Here is a 14,561-nt window from a genome sequence, read left to right as displayed (position 1 = left end):
TGATAGGTGTAGGAGGTCGTCACGCCGCCGGGCTCCGTCTTGCTCAAGGTCTGTTTTTTGTCATTGAAGGTGTAGACCGTTTGATTGCCTTGATCGTCCGTGCGGGTCACTTTGCCCGCTTCGTATCAATAGGAAAAAAGGAGTTCCTGTCGTGCGTTTTTAACCTGATGCACCTTGCCGTTTTCGTATTCAAAATAAGTGGCGACACCGTTTTCAGCCCGCATCGTGATCCGATGCGAGCCATCATAGGCCATCGTAACGACCGAACCGTCGGGGCGCGTGATCTGCGTCAGATCGTGGCCGGTGTAGCCGTATCGGTAGACCTGTCCGCTGCGGTCGGCGACCGTCTCGACCAGCCCGGCACCGTTGTACGCAAACTGGATAGAAGGCAGCGCATTGCCGCGCATTTTTTCGATCCGTCCCGCTCCGTCATACTCCAACAGCATGACAAGTCCCGTTTGATCCGCATACCGCAGCAGTTTACCCGCTTGTTTCGGAGCATCGGTTCGCCAGGCGGCCTGATAGCCGAAAAAGGCGTAGCGCATGCCGGTGTCCGGATCGACCAGTAGATAGTCGTGCTGGCTGCGGCGGGTCAACTGTTTGCGGTTGTCCGCTCTCTCCGCTTTGTAGGTGCCCAGATGCAGCGGATAGTAGATCAGCGGGGCGCCGTCGTACTCTTCCACGACCGCATCTTCCGCAGGGACGGACATCTCGAACAGGTACTGGTCCGTGCTCCCGTCCGCCTTTTGATCGACGATGGAAAAGTTGTCGTACATGCGGAGCGAACGCTCCTGCGGAATCGACCAGCCGTACCCGAACATCCCCAGCCGTTCGGTCTGATCGCTCTTGTACGACCTCGCGACTTCCAGAGCCGGCCCGTATCCGGGAAAAGCAAAGTCCTTTTCATCGAGCACCAACTGCCCCGACGCGATGTCGACCGGCTCCTTCGGCAGCTCACCGGATGGATCGCCAAGCGACTCCACCGGATTGCTGCCGGTCCCGGCCGACTGCCCTCCGCCCTCCGCAGAGCGAAGCGCCATCTGCACCGGGTCGACTGTCGCTCCGTCCTCCGGCATCCACCCCTCATTGAGCGGGTCCCATTCTCCGTCATACGCTGCATTCACAGGCGTTGCGAAGGCAGGCAACAACGTGCTCGCCACGACCGCTACGGATAAAAGAGCGGACAGCAAGCCACGTCTGAACCTATTGTTCATCACAGATACTCCTACCAGAAATAATAGATTTTACCATTTCGTGATAAGAGGATCATACAATGAGGTGTAAGTGATAATCAACAAATATTTTATACATTGTTATTAATTTGGTTAAATATTGGTTGCTGTCGGGAGGATGAACGAGTCGCGTCTGGAAGTAATAGGGTGAGGAGACCAACCGTAAGGAGGTGCATGTGCGATGATTCTCGAAGAATCCGAAAGACTGCTGACTCCTGAAGAACTTGTGGCTGCTGAGCAACGCCTGAAAGTAGTTTTCCCGACCGACTTCAGAGAGTTTTTATTAAAGCACAACGGCGGAAGACCTACACCAAATAAGTTCGATTTTATTGATACGAATGGAGAAAGTTCTAACTCACAAATCGATTTCTTTTTCGCGATTTTCGAAGGCCATATAGACAATCTTGAGATCGAATATCGGGCGCGTGTCGAGGAAGATCGGCTGCTGCCTCATTTCGTCCCCATTGCCAATGACCCGTTTGGTAATCTGATCTGTCTCTCGGTTCGCAGTGAAGATCTGGGCAAAGTCTACTTCTGGGACCACGAGATCGAGCCGGAGACGGCAGGATATGAGAATATGAGTTTGATTGCAGACAGTTTCACTGAGTTTTTGGGGAAGTTGACGTAAGGAACGATGAAGAGGCAGCGAGGGGGAGCAAAATGAAGATTGAAGAATCGAGAACACCTTTGACTGAGGAAAAGTTGGACGAGGTGCAAAAACGATTGACCCTCGTTTTTCCGGCTGAGTATCGTGCGTTTTTATTGAAGAATAACGGTGGCAAACCCACACCCAATACGTTCAGTTTTCTAGATCGAAACGGAGAGAAAGCCGATTCGTTACTCGATGATCTGGAAGTGGAGTACACGGATCTGCTATCCGATGAACGAATCCTCCCGCATCTCGTCCCCATTGCCAACGACCCGTTTGGGAATTTGATCTGTCTCTCTGTTGCGGGTGAAGATCTGGGCAAAGTCTATTTCTGGGATCACGAGATCGAGCCGAAGACGGCGGGTTATGAGAATATGAGTTTGATTGCAGACAGCTTCACTGAGTTTTTGAATAAGTTGACGTGAGGCAAGGGGACAAATACCCCTCTCTCAATGGAGGGGTATTTGTGTTGCGGAGACAGGAGCACAGCGCGATCCCTCTCTTCGATAGCGTCTCATGCGTAACCACCCGTATCTTCTCTAACACCTCAGCCACCCGCTCAAAATCGTTCTGGCTACATTGACAAGCCGGTCTTTGTAGGGCGGGGGCTTTACTTACCAGATTTGATCTGTGATAACGAAAGGGTGGGGTCTTTAAGCAGGAGGGAGGAGAACAGATGACGTGGTACAAAGCCGTTGAAAATGTGTTTGATCACATACCCGGAAACGAAGTACAACAAAATTGGGTGAGGAAGACGAAACCGATTGAATCGGTTCCGGAAACGAGGGATCTGTCTGAGGTTGCCCAGTATTTCGTTTCTGCACAGGTTCTCTTTGACGAAAAAATGTACCATCAGATCATCATTCGCAACAACGATATAGCCGAGAAGGTCCAGAAACACCTGATGCCTCATTACAACAAGATAAGAGGGTTTTACAAAGACGATCAGTTGGTGGAGGTCAGGTTATCTGATTTGAAGGCCGCTTCTCGGGAAAAGTACATTGAACAGCTTCGAAATGAGGAAATTCACCCTTTTGTGCATGGGCTTAGAGGGGGGCAAAAAATAGATGCTTCAAGCCGATTTTCCATTCCGGCACCATTGACATGGGTAAAGTTGGATCTTGAGGAGATAAGGGGGGATTCCGAGCGGGTCAGTGACTCATTTTGGGATTTCCTGAGCGCGACTCTGTCAACAGAAAGCGGAGTCGTCTGTTTCACGCCTGCTTTGTGGGAGTTTGAAGAAGAAGTAAAGCATAATCCGGCCATTCAGTACCTGTCCAGAGTTTGTGAAGAGATGTATTTGTCCATCAACCAGACGGATTCGACCGTTCAAACGATGATGGTGATTTCACGCTTTTGAAGATTAGAAGACGTAAAAAAGGAGAACACGTATGTGTTCTCCTTTTATGTATGGCGCGCCCGCAGGGAATTGAACCCCGACTTCAGGCTTCGGAGACCTACGTCCTATCCATTGGACCACGAGCGCACGATGGTATCAAGTTGTCTGGGTGGTGCGTTCCTCGGGGGAACACTAGCTATATTACACGATCCATTCCGCGAATGCAACTGCCAAGTTTCCCTCTTGGAGGAGATCCTTTCATGTTACAATGTTACCTATAGCATTGCACACATTGGGAGGGAGCAGAAAATGACTGTATCTCGTGCATTGACCATCGCCGGGAGCGACTCCGGCGGGGGTGCTGGGATTCAGGCGGATTTGAAGACGTTTACCGTCCTCGGCGTTTACGGGATGAGTGCGTTGACCGCCATTACGGCTCAAAATACGCTGGGTGTACACAGTATTTACAACTTGCCGCTGCAGGCGATCGAGGAGCAGATCGACGCGGTGGCGTCTGATATCGGGGTCGATGCGGTGAAGACCGGGATGCTGTCTCAAGTTCCGATCATCGAGACGGTCGCCCGCAAGATCAAGGAACACAACATTCCCAATCTGGTCGTCGATCCGGTGATGGTCGCAAAGGGCGGGGCGAAACTGCTGGAGTCCGATTCGCAGCATGCGCTGATCACGCACCTGTTGCCGCTGGCGACGGTGGTGACGCCCAATCTGCCGGAAGCGGAAGTGCTGACGGGCCTGTCGATCCGTACAGTAGAGGATATGAAGGAAGCGGCGAAAAAAATCCACGCCTTTGGTCCTAGATATGTCGTCGTCAAAGGCGGTCATCTCGAAGGAGATGCGCTCGATATCCTCTTTGACGGGGAGACGTTTGAGATCTTTGTCACCGACCGCTACGAGACCCGGCACACGCACGGCACCGGCTGCACGTTCTCCGCCGCGATCACGGCGGAACTGGCAAAAGGGCGTTCGATCCACGCGGCTGTGGAGACGGCGAAAGACTTTATCACCTGCGCGATCCGCGATACGCTCGGTCTCGGCCAGGGTCACGGGCCGACGAACCACTGGGCGTACGGGAAGAGCAAGCAGCGGGTGTAGAGCAGAGAAGAACAAAAGCCACAGGTCATGTCGGAACAAGCGGCAATTCTGGTTCAAATGAAAGGCCGCCTCTCATCTATACGAGAGGCGGCCTTTTTGCTCCTTAATCCTCCAGATCTTTCGCTTCCACCTTCTCTTTCTTCGGTGCTCCGTGGTGATGCGCTTTGGAGCGGGTGGTGACCAGGAGTTGGTCAAAGACGCCGTGAATCGACGGCTGCAAGACTTTGATGCCCTCGGCCGTGATCCCGCCCGGCACGGAGACGCGGTGGATGATGTCTTCAAACTCAAAGCCTTCCTGCGTCAACAGCTTGCCGACCCCGAGCGTCATGTCTTTGACCAGCGTCTCCGCCAGATTGCTCGGGATGCCGCCCTGGCGCACGGCCGCCATCGCGAACTCGCGCAGGAGCAGGGCGAGGAACGCCGGTCCGCAGGATGAGAGGTCGGAGCAGACGCGCAGGTCGGCTTCTTCGACGACGGTCGGTTTGGAGATGCGTTCGAGCAGGCTTTCGATATCGTGGCGCTCCTCCAGCGTCAGACGGCTGCCATGCATGACGAGGGTGACGCCGGAAAGGGCGACTTGGGTGATCGAAGGGATGATCTTGACCACGCGGCAGGGCAGGACTGCCTCCATCTCTTCCAAAGAGACGGCGCTGTTGATCGACACGAAATACTGGTCCTCGCGCACGTACGGAAGCACTTGTTGGATGACAGGACGAGCATCGCCCGGTTTGACGCACAAAAAGACGATGTCGGAGCGGCGCACGATCTCCTCCGGCGTGCAGACCGCTTCCACCTGCGGGTGCCGCGCGGTGATCTGCGCGAGTTTCTCCGGCGTGCGGTTGCAGGCGATGATCTCGATCTCCGAGGAAGACGTCGACTGGACGAAGGCGCGTACCAGCATGCTCCCCATACTACCTGTCCCGATAAATCCTATCCGCAAGGCAGTCTCCTCCTTTGGCGTGATGTGTGTTACTGCCAACATATTCCGACAAGCATACTTTTCATGACGATGAATTTTTTTGGTTTCGTGGCGCATGCTGGGAAGATCATGATCTCTGGAAAGGATGAATGCGATGGAAGAGGTGCAAATGCCGTTGTGCCTGATCCGGCAAGGCCGCACGATGTACGACAATCTGATGAAGATCGGGAAGTCGGAACCGTGGCTGCGGGAAACGCTCTCCCAATTGCAAATCTATGACGTGCGGGATGTCCGATATGCCCTGCTCGATCCAAACGGCAGTGTGCACGTCTTGTACGCGTGACGGTCGTCGCCAACCTTTCGCTCTTCTGCTACACTGGTAGAAGCAGATTCATTTTACGGAAAGGGGGCGTGCGGGATGCAGATGGGCTTTGGACTGTGGCAGGAGCAGTCGCAGCGGCTGGTGATGACGCCGGAGCTGCGGCAGGCGATCACGGTGTTGCAGTTTTCTTCGCTGGAGCTGCTGGAGTACATCGAGGGCGAGATCGCGGTCAATCCGGTGCTCGACTCGGAGCCGGTCATCGACTGGGCGGAACTGGCCCGTCAGCAGCGCGATCAGGCCCCGGACCGGCAGTCGGCCGCCGTCTCCCGCGACGATGCGGACTGGCCGGAGCCGTCCGTCCGGCAGCCGGTGTCGCTGACCGATCACCTGCGCGCCCAGTTGCGCCTCCTGACGCTCTCCGCTGATCAGCGTCGCATCGGGGAGTATCTGATCGGGAGTCTCGACGAGAACGGCTACCTCACCATGCCGCTGACCGAGGTTGCGGAGGTGCTGCTTGCCGACGCGGCGGAGGTCGAAGCGGCACTCCGGCAGGTGCAGACGCTGGAGCCGACCGGAGTCGGAGCCCGCACGCTCAGCGAGTGTCTCGGGCTGCAACTGGCGGAGCGCGAGCATGTGCCGCCTGCGATCTACGAGCTGATCGAGCAGCACTTGGAAGACGTGGCGCAGGGGCGGATCAAAGCGGTGGCGGCTGCGCTGCGGGTCACGCCGTCCGAGGTGCAGTCGATGGTCGACCTGCTGAAAACGCTCGACCCAAAGCCCGGCTGCTGCTATTCGACCGATGCCCCGGCCTACATCATCCCCGACGTGCACATCGAAAAGGTCGGCGGCGAGTACGTGGTGCTCGTCAACGACAAGTCTGTGCCGCGCCTGCAGATCAACGATCTGTATCGCAACATGCTCCAGACCTCCGACGAGCAAGGGCAAGAAGTGCGGGAGTACATCACCGGCAAACTGAACGGAGCGCTCTGGCTGATCAAAGCGCTCGAACAGCGACGGCAGACGATTTTAAAAGTGACGACGGCGATTGTCGACCTGCAGCAGGGCTTTTTCGAGCAGGGGATTCGCGCGCTGAAACCGCTTACGCTGCGTCAGGTGGCGGAGCAGATCGGGATGCACGAATCGACCGTCTCGCGGGCGACGACCGGAAAATACGCGCAGACGCCGCGCGGTGTGTTTGAATTAAAATTTTTCTTTTCCTCCGGGGTGCAGACGCTGTCCGGCGACGGGGCTTCGGCCGAATCGATCAAGTCGCAGATCCGGGAGATGATCGCGGGAGAAGACCCGAAAAAACCGCTCAGCGACCAGAAGATCTGCGACCTGCTCCAGAAAAAAGGCATCGAGATCGCCCGCCGCACGGTGGCGAAATACCGGGAGGAAGACAACATCCCCGCCTCCTCGCAGCGCAAGAGGTACGATGCATAACATCAGCCTGTTTTTGCAAAGTTAACAAGACAACAGTTGCACAATCTCCAAGGATTGGATATGATAATCATGACAGCAGACAACGCGTCTGCACTTTTTTTACAGCAGACGGGACATAATTTGCATAACTGGGACATTTTAAGTCCCTGTGGTCGCACGGAAAGGAGTGATTCGCTTGTCTAAGGAACTGTTGGCCTTGCAGATGAAGCTTGTGCCCGACCTGCTTGACGGCATGAAAAAGCGGTATCGCGTCTTGCACCACCTCTTTTTAACGCAACCGATCGGCAGGCGGGGCTTGGCGATGCAGTTGCAGACGACGGAGCGAATCCTTCGGGCCGAGGTGGATTTTCTGAAAGACCAAGGTCTGCTCGCCGTCGAGACGGTCGGCATGCACGTCACGGAGGAAGGCAAGAAACTGCTCCATGATCTCGCCGACATCATCCGCGAGATCGACGGGCTGGCGGAGAAAGAACGGCTGCTGGCCGAACGCCTCGGGCTCGCCGAGGTGCGGCTGGTGGCGGGCGACGCGGATGCTGATCCGCTGGTCAAAAAGGCGCTCGGACACACCGCCGCCGAACTGCTGCGCGGGATGCTCCGCCCCGGCGATTCGATCGCCGTGACCGGCGGCACGACCATCGCCGCCATCGCCGAGTCGATGCAAAAGGCGCCGCTTGGCGTGGAGGTGCTGCCCGCGCGCGGGGGTCTCGGGGAAAACATGGAGTTCCAAGCGAACACCATCGCCTCCCGACTGGCTGCCAAGCTCGGCGGGACCTACCGGATGCTGCACGCGCCGGACCTGCTCAGCGACGAGGCGCACCACTCGCTGGTCAACGACCCGCAGGTGCTGGACACGCTGGAGCGAATCCGCTCGGCAAGGATTGTCGTTCACGGCATCGGGCAAGCTATCCCCATGGCAAAACGACGGCGCATCCCGGAGAGCCGGATCGGTCATCTGGCGGAGCAAGGAGCGATCGCCGAAGCGTTCGGCTATTACTTTGACCGCGACGGCCAGATCGTGCACGCGATGAACACGGTCGGGCTGAAACTGGCCGATCTCTCGCGCATCGAGCAGGTCGTGGCGGTCGCAGGCGGCGCCACCAAAGCGGAGGCGATCTCCGCCGTCGCGAGCGGCTGTCCTGTGCACGTGCTGGTCACCGACGAAGCGGTGGCAGACGCGATCTTGGGAAACAGACAGAGAGAGACAGAAACCAGACAATCAGAAACAGAAATCAGTGGAGAGAACAAGGAGGAGACTGTTCATGGCAATTAAGGTGGGTATCAACGGTTTCGGACGTATCGGGCGCAACGTATTTCGTGCAGCATTTGGCAATGAGGAAGTGGAGATCGTCGCGGTCAACGACCTGACCGACGCAGAGACGCTGGGGCTCCTGCTCGAGCATGACTCGGTGCACGGCCGTTTTGGCGCCGAGGTGAAGGTGGACGGCAACGACCTGGTGATCAACGGCAAACGCGTCCATGTACTGGCGGAGCGCGATCCGGCGAAACTGCCGTGGAAAGAGCTCGGCGTGGAGATCGTCATCGAGTCGACCGGCCGCTTCACCGACCGGGAAAAGGCAGCCGCTCACATCGAAGGCGGCGGTGCGAAGAAAGTCATCATCTCCGCTCCGGCGAAGAATGAAGACATCACCATCGTCATGGGCGTCAACGAAGACAAATATGACGCGGCGAACCACCACGTCATCTCCAACGCTTCTTGCACCACGAACTGCCTCGCACCGTTTGCGAAGGTCCTCAACGACAAGCTCGGGATCAAGCACGGCCTGATGACGACGATTCATGCCTACACCAATGACCAGAGCATTCTCGACCTGCCGCATAAAGATCTGCGCCGTGCCCGTGCTGCCGCCCTGTCGATCATCCCGACGACCACCGGCGCTGCCAAAGCAGTCTCGCTCGTCCTGCCGGAACTGAAAGGCAAACTGAACGGTTTCTCCTTCCGCGTGCCGACCCCGAACGTCTCGGTCGTCGATCTGAACGCCGAAGTGGAAAAGCCGACCACCGTCGAGGAAGTCAACGCGATCCTCAAGGAAGCGGCGGAAGGCGAACTGAAAGGCATCCTCGCCTACGTGGAAAAACCGCTCGTCTCCATCGACTACAACGGGGACGCGCACTCGTCTTCCATCGACGCGCTGTCGACGATGGTCGTCGACGGCACGATGGTCAAAGTCGTCTCCTGGTACGACAACGAGTGGGGCTATTCCAACCGCGTCGTCGACCTCTGCGTCTACATGGCGGGCAAAGGTCTCTAACGTTTCCTGATTGGTATAACACATATACGGCTTTCGATTGAAAAAAGTATGACAGAATGCCCGAATCCGGTTCCCTAGTGGAGCAGGATTTGGTAAACTTACATCGTACTGCAAGGTGAGGAGGGTGTGCGCAGGCAACATGCCTCCTCCTTTCCTATGATCGGAACAATCGGAGGTACGACAGATGAACAAAAAAACGGTAAAAGACATCGACGTGCGCGGCAAAAAAGTATTTGTGCGCTGCGATTTTAACGTGCCGCTCGACGGCGAGCGCATCACCGACGACACCCGCATCGTGGCAGCTCTGCCGACGATCCGTTTCCTTGTCGAGCAGGGAGCGCGCGTGATCCTCGCGTCTCACCTCGGACGTCCGAAGGGCGAAGTCAACGCGAAGTACACGCTCGGACCGGTGGCCCAACGCCTGTCCGAACTGCTGGGCAAGCCGGTGGAAAAGGCGACCGATTCCATCGGGCCGGCTGTGGAAGAACAAGTGAGCCTGTTGCAGGACGGCGACGTGCTGCTGCTGGAAAACGTGCGCTTCCACAAAGGCGAGGAGAAAAACGACCCGGAGCTGGCAAAAGCGTTTGCGTCTCTGGCAGACCTCTTCGTCAACGACGCGTTCGGCACGGCGCACCGTGCACACGCATCGACCGCCGGCATCGCTGCTTACATACCGGCCGTCGCCGGATTTTTGATGGAAAAAGAGATCGAAGTGATGGGCCGCGCACTGGAAGACCCGGACCGCCCGTTCACCGCGATCATCGGCGGCGCCAAAGTTTCGGACAAGATCACCGTGCTTGACAACCTGCTGGAAAAGGTCGATCAACTGATCATCGGCGGCGGCATGGCGAACACCTTCCTCAAAGCGATGGGCTACAAGCTCGGCAACTCGCTCGTCGAAGCGGACAAACTCGACCTCGCATCCGCTCTGCTCGCCAAAGCGGAGAGCAAAGGCGTGATGGTGTTCCTGCCGGAAGACCTCGTCGTCGCATCCGAGTTTAAAGCGGACGCGGAACACAAGATCGTCGACGCGGAACTCGAAGGTGTGCCGGACGGCTGGATGGCGCTGGACATCGGTCCGAAGTCGATGAAGACGTTCGACCTCGTCGTCAAGCGTTCGAACACGGTGATCTGGAACGGCCCGATGGGCGTGTTCGAGATGGAGGCGTTCGCAAAAGGCACCAACGCGGTGGCCGAATCGGTCGCGAAATGCACCGGCACGACGATTGTCGGCGGCGGCGACTCGGTGGCGGCGGTAGAGAAATCGGGTCTGGCTGATCAGATGACCCACATCTCCACCGGCGGCGGCGCCTCTCTGGAATTCCTCGAAGGCAAAGCGTTGCCGGGCGTGGTGGCGCTGAACGATAAATAATTTATAGGAAACAAAAAGGAGTTGACCCCCGTGCGCAAACCGATCCTCGCTGGGAACTGGAAAATGTACAAAACCGTTTCGCAATCGCTCTCCTTCGTCGAACACCTGCAAGGTCTCGTCGACGATCTGGAGGGCGTGGACGCTGTGATCTGCGCGCCGTTCCCGAGCCTTTACGCGCTGAAGAGCCAACTGGAAGGCTCCTCGATCAAACTGGCTGCGCAAAACCTGCACCAAGCGGAAGAAGGCGCGTACACCGGTGAAGTGTCCGCTCTGATGCTCCAAGACGTCGGGGCGCACTACGTGATCATCGGCCACTCGGAGCGCCGCCAGTACTTCGGCGAAACGGATGAGTCGGTCAACCAAAAGGTGCACGCGGCGTTCAAGCACGGCCTGCTGCCGATCATCTGCGTCGGCGAAGACCTGAGCCAGCGCGAGCAAGGCACGACCAAGCAACTGGTCGAAGAGCAGGTGCGGGCGGCCTTGTCAGGCGTCACCGCAGACGACGTGACCCGCCTCGTCATCGCCTACGAACCGATCTGGGCGATCGGCACCGGCAAAACGGCGACCGCGCAGGATGCGAACGAAGTCTGCGCCCACATCCGCTCCGTCGTGGGCGAGATGTACGGCAAGGAAAAGGCGGACGGGGTCCGCATCCAGTACGGCGGCTCGGTCAAACCGGAGAACATCGAAGAGCTGATGGCACAGCCGGACATCGACGGCGCGCTGGTCGGCGGGGCGAGCCTCGATCCGGGCTCGTTCGCGAAACTGCTCCAAGGCGCACGGAAGTAACTTCAGACAGTACCTTCTTATAAGAAAAGGGGAGAACCCGCATGGCAGCACCAAAACCTGTCGCCCTGATCATCTTGGACGGGTTCGGCCTGCGCGACGAGACCAACGGCAACGCCGTGGCTCTGGCGAAAAAGCCGAACTACGACCGCTACTGGAACCAGTTCCCGCACACGCAGCTCGAAGCGTCCGGCGAAGCGGTCGGTCTGCCGCCAGGTCAGATGGGCAACTCCGAAGTCGGCCACCTGAACATCGGGGCCGGCCGGGTCGTCTACCAAGACCTGACCCGCGTCTCCAAGTCGATTCGCGAAGGCGAGTTCTTTGAAAATCAGGTGTTCCTCGACGCGATCCAACACGCGAAGGAAAAAGGCACCGCCCTGCACCTGTACGGCCTCGTCTCGGACGGCGGCGTGCACAGTCACATCAACCACCTGATGGCGTTGCTCGACCTCGTCAAAAAGCACGGCCTGACCAAAGTGTTCGTCCACGCCTTCCTCGACGGGCGCGACGTCATCCCTGGCTCCGCTCGCCAGTACATCGCCGACCTGCAAAAGAAGATGGCGGACAACGGTGTCGGCGAGATCGCGACCGTTCAAGGCCGTTACTATGCGATGGACCGCGACAAGCGTTGGGAGCGTACGGAGAAAGCGTACCGGGCGATGGTCTACGGCGACGGTCCGCAGTACACCGACCCGCTGGAAGCGCTCGAAGAGTCCTACCGTCGTTCGGTCACCGACGAATTTGTCATGCCGACCGTCATCGTCCGCGAAGACGGCACGCCGGTCGGGCAGATCCGCGACAACGACTCGATCATCGTGTTCAACTTCCGTCCGGACCGTGCCGTGCAGATCTCTCAGGTGTTTACCAACTCGGACTTCCGCGGTTTTGACCGCGGGCCGCTGTTCCCGAAAGATCTGCACTACGTCACGCTGACCCGCTTCTCCGAGACGGTCGGCGGCTACGTCGCGTACAAACCGACCAATCTCGACAACACGCTCGGCGAAGTGCTCACCCAGAACAAAAAAGTCCAGATCCGCATCGCGGAGACGGAAAAGTTTCCGCACGTGACGTCGTTCTTCTCCGGCGGTCGCGAGGAGCAGTTCGAAGGCGAGGAGCGCATCCTCATCCCGTCGCCGAAGGTCGCCACCTACGACCTGCAGCCGGAGATGAGCGCGTATGAAGTCACCGACGCGCTGCTGAAGCGCCTCGACAAAGGCGACGTCGACTTTATCGCCCTGAACTTTGCCAATCCGGACATGGTCGGTCACACCGGCTCGCTGGAAGCGGCGGTGAAGGCGATCGAGGTCGTCGATGAATGTTTGGGAAAAGTCGTGGACAAAATTCTTTCGATGGGCGGCGCCTGCCTGATCACCGCCGACCACGGCAACGCCGACATCATGATTACCGAAAAAGGCGAGCCTTGCACGACGCACACCACCAACCCGGTGCCGCTGATCGTCACCAAGGAAGGCGCGACTCTTCGCGAAGGCGGCATCCTCGCCGATCTCGCGCCGTCTGTGCTGACCTTGCTCGAACTGCCGCAACCGGTGGAGATGACCGGCCAGACTTTGATCCTGTAAGTTGAGATCCTGCAAGTCAGGAATGTACATACACAAAAGGAGTGTTTTCTGTGAGCATTATCTTTGATGTTCGTGCCCATGAAGTCCTCGATTCCCGCGGCAACCCGACCGTGGAAGTGGAAGTGGAACTGGAGTCCGGTGAGATCGGCCGCGCGATGGTTCCGTCCGGCGCATCCACCGGCGCGTACGAAGCGGTCGAACTGCGCGACGGCGACAAGTCCCGCTACCTCGGCAAAGGCGTCATGAAAGCGGTCGAGCACGTGAACGAAGTGCTCGGGCCGGAGATCATCGGCATGGACGTGCTCGACCAAGTCGGCATCGACAACTACCTGATCTCGCTCGACGGCACGGAAAACAAAGGCAAATACGGCGCAAACGCGATCCTCGGCATCTCGATGGCGGTCGCGCATGCGGCGGCTGAATCGCTGGGCCTGCCTTTGTACACCTACCTCGGCGGCTTCAACGCGAAGACGCTGCCGGTGCCGATGATGAACATCCTCAACGGCGGCGAGCACGCGGACAACACCGTCGATTTCCAAGAATTCATGGTCATGCCGGTCGGTGCGGAGTCGTTCCGTGAAGCGCTGCGCATGGGCTCCGAGGTGTTCCACTCCCTGAAGAACGTTCTCAAAGAACAAGGACTGAACACCGCTGTCGGCGACGAAGGCGGCTTTGCTCCGGACCTGAAATCGAACGAAGAAGCGCTCTCCCTGATCATGACCGCGATTGAAAAAGCGGGCTACAAAGCGGGCGAGCAGATCATGCTGGCGCTGGACGTGGCATCCACCGAGATGTTCAAAGACGGCAAATACCACCTCGAAGGCGAAGGCGTGACCAAAACCTCCGATGAAATGATCGACATGTATGAAGAGCTGTGCAACAAATACCCGATCATCTCCATCGAAGACGGCCTCGCAGAAGACGACTGGGATGGCTGGAAAAAGCTCACCGAGCGCCTCGGCGAAAAAGTGCAGCTCGTCGGCGACGACCTGTTTGTCACCAACACCACCCGTCTGGCTGACGGCATCGAAAAAGGCGTCGGCAACTCGATCCTGATCAAAGTCAACCAGATCGGCACCTTGACCGAGACGTTTGACGCGATTGAGATGGCGAAGCGCGCCGGTTACACCGCTGTCATCTCGCACCGTTCGGGCGAGACCGAAGACGTGACCATCGCCGACATCGCGGTGGCGACCAACGCCGGCCAGATCAAAACCGGCGCTCCGTCCCGCACCGACCGCGTGGCGAAGTACAACCAACTTCTGCGCATCGAGAACAACCTCGACTACACCGCCAAATTCGGCGGCCGTGCAGCGTTCTACAACATCAAGAAGTAAACCAGACAGATCGAGGATACGCGTACCGACTTCACGGTCGGGAATCGTTCCCACATTCGATATCATCCCGGCAGTTCGATTTCGTCTTCATCGTCTTGCCGGGTGGTGATTCGTTCTGGCATTCGATCTCATCCCGGCAGCCCGAGTTGCTCTTGATCGTCTTGCCGGATTTCACCACCGAGCCGACCTCCCCGCGGAG

At 57.8% G+C, this 14,561-nt stretch carries 15 protein-coding genes and 1 tRNA gene; 12 read left to right on the top strand and 4 right to left on the bottom strand.

Going from position 1 to position 14,561, the window contains the following annotated elements; genetic code table 11:
* Positions 1 to 125 precede the first annotated feature (125 nt).
* Positions 126 to 1,214, bottom strand: a complete 1,089-nt coding sequence (locus OS242_RS09325; RefSeq protein ID WP_267151403.1) for a DUF6531 domain-containing protein — start codon at positions 1,212 to 1,214, stop codon at positions 126 to 128.
* 199 nt (positions 1,215 to 1,413) lie between these two features.
* On the opposite strand from OS242_RS09325, the gene OS242_RS09320 reads away from it, so the two are divergent.
* From OS242_RS09320 to OS242_RS09310, 3 genes are all read left to right on the top strand, one after another.
* Positions 1,414 to 1,860, top strand: coding sequence for an SMI1/KNR4 family protein (locus tag OS242_RS09320; protein ID WP_267151402.1), 447 nt, complete (start codon positions 1,414 to 1,416; stop codon positions 1,858 to 1,860).
* Between the two features lie 32 nt (positions 1,861 to 1,892).
* Positions 1,893 to 2,306 carry an SMI1/KNR4 family protein gene (locus tag OS242_RS09315; protein ID WP_267151401.1) on the top strand — a complete coding sequence of 138 codons (414 nt, stop codon included), beginning with the start codon at positions 1,893 to 1,895 and terminating at the stop codon, positions 2,304 to 2,306.
* Positions 2,307 to 2,557: 251 nt separating this feature from the next.
* Positions 2,558 to 3,241, top strand: coding sequence for a hypothetical protein (locus OS242_RS09310; RefSeq protein ID WP_267151400.1), 684 nt, complete (start codon positions 2,558 to 2,560; stop codon positions 3,239 to 3,241).
* A gap of 51 nt (positions 3,242 to 3,292) precedes the next feature.
* Here OS242_RS09310 and OS242_RS09305 read toward each other — a convergent pair.
* A tRNA-Arg gene (locus OS242_RS09305) sits at positions 3,293 to 3,367 on the bottom strand.
* A gap of 162 nt (positions 3,368 to 3,529) precedes the next feature.
* Between OS242_RS09305 and thiD the strand changes: the two genes are divergently transcribed.
* Positions 3,530 to 4,333 (top strand): bifunctional hydroxymethylpyrimidine kinase/phosphomethylpyrimidine kinase, encoded by an 804-nt coding sequence (thiD, locus tag OS242_RS09300; RefSeq protein WP_267151399.1) that lies wholly within the window; start codon positions 3,530 to 3,532, stop codon positions 4,331 to 4,333.
* 103 nt (positions 4,334 to 4,436) lie between these two features.
* Here thiD and comER read toward each other — a convergent pair whose 3' ends face one another.
* Positions 4,437 to 5,273 (bottom strand): late competence protein ComER, encoded by an 837-nt coding sequence (gene comER / locus OS242_RS09295; RefSeq protein ID WP_267151398.1) that lies wholly within the window; start codon positions 5,271 to 5,273, stop codon positions 4,437 to 4,439.
* Between the two features lie 133 nt (positions 5,274 to 5,406).
* Here comER and OS242_RS09290 point away from each other — a divergent pair, with 133 nt between their 5' ends.
* The 8 genes from OS242_RS09290 to eno all read left to right on the top strand — a co-directional run bounded on the left by OS242_RS09290 (position 5,407) and on the right by eno (position 14,362).
* Entirely contained in the window at positions 5,407 to 5,595 is a 189-nt protein-coding gene (locus tag OS242_RS09290) for a YetF domain-containing protein (RefSeq protein ID WP_267151397.1), read from the top strand.
* 75 nt (positions 5,596 to 5,670) lie between these two features.
* Positions 5,671 to 7,017: an RNA polymerase factor sigma-54 gene (rpoN, locus tag OS242_RS09285; protein ID WP_267151396.1), complete on the top strand. Its 1,347-nt coding sequence runs from the start codon at positions 5,671 to 5,673 to the stop codon at positions 7,015 to 7,017.
* A gap of 202 nt (positions 7,018 to 7,219) precedes the next feature.
* A complete protein-coding gene (locus tag OS242_RS09280; RefSeq protein ID WP_267151416.1) occupies positions 7,220 to 8,287 on the top strand; it encodes a sugar-binding transcriptional regulator in 1,068 nt (355 codons plus the stop codon).
* Entirely contained in the window at positions 8,277 to 9,287 is a 1,011-nt protein-coding gene (gene gap / locus OS242_RS09275) for a type I glyceraldehyde-3-phosphate dehydrogenase (protein WP_267151395.1), read from the top strand. The genes OS242_RS09280 and gap overlap by 11 nt, the downstream gene beginning before the upstream one ends.
* 184 nt (positions 9,288 to 9,471) lie before the next feature.
* Positions 9,472 to 10,659 (top strand): phosphoglycerate kinase, encoded by a 1,188-nt coding sequence (locus tag OS242_RS09270; RefSeq protein WP_267151394.1) that lies wholly within the window; start codon positions 9,472 to 9,474, stop codon positions 10,657 to 10,659.
* Positions 10,660 to 10,689: 30 nt separating this feature from the next.
* Positions 10,690 to 11,448 (top strand): triose-phosphate isomerase, encoded by a 759-nt coding sequence (gene tpiA, locus OS242_RS09265; protein WP_267151393.1) that lies wholly within the window; start codon positions 10,690 to 10,692, stop codon positions 11,446 to 11,448.
* A 41-nt stretch (positions 11,449 to 11,489) separates the two neighbouring features.
* Positions 11,490 to 13,025: a 2,3-bisphosphoglycerate-independent phosphoglycerate mutase gene (gene gpmI / locus OS242_RS09260; RefSeq protein ID WP_267151392.1), complete on the top strand. Its 1,536-nt coding sequence runs from the start codon at positions 11,490 to 11,492 to the stop codon at positions 13,023 to 13,025.
* A gap of 50 nt (positions 13,026 to 13,075) precedes the next feature.
* Positions 13,076 to 14,362: a phosphopyruvate hydratase gene (eno, locus tag OS242_RS09255; protein ID WP_267151391.1), complete on the top strand. Its 1,287-nt coding sequence runs from the start codon at positions 13,076 to 13,078 to the stop codon at positions 14,360 to 14,362.
* A 31-nt stretch (positions 14,363 to 14,393) separates the two neighbouring features.
* Here the strand turns inward: eno and OS242_RS09250 are convergent, their stop codons facing one another.
* Positions 14,394 to 14,540, bottom strand: a complete 147-nt coding sequence (locus OS242_RS09250; RefSeq protein WP_267151390.1) for a hypothetical protein — start codon at positions 14,538 to 14,540, stop codon at positions 14,394 to 14,396.
* Positions 14,541 to 14,561: the final 21 nt, after the last annotated feature.

Origin of the sequence: Tumebacillus lacus (assembly GCF_026410385.1) — a bacterium.
GTDB classification, from domain to species: domain Bacteria; phylum Bacillota; class Bacilli; order Tumebacillales; family Tumebacillaceae; genus Tumebacillus; species Tumebacillus lacus.
The sequence above is the reverse complement of the archived record's forward strand: the minus strand, read 5'-3'. Positions and strand labels throughout refer to the sequence as shown.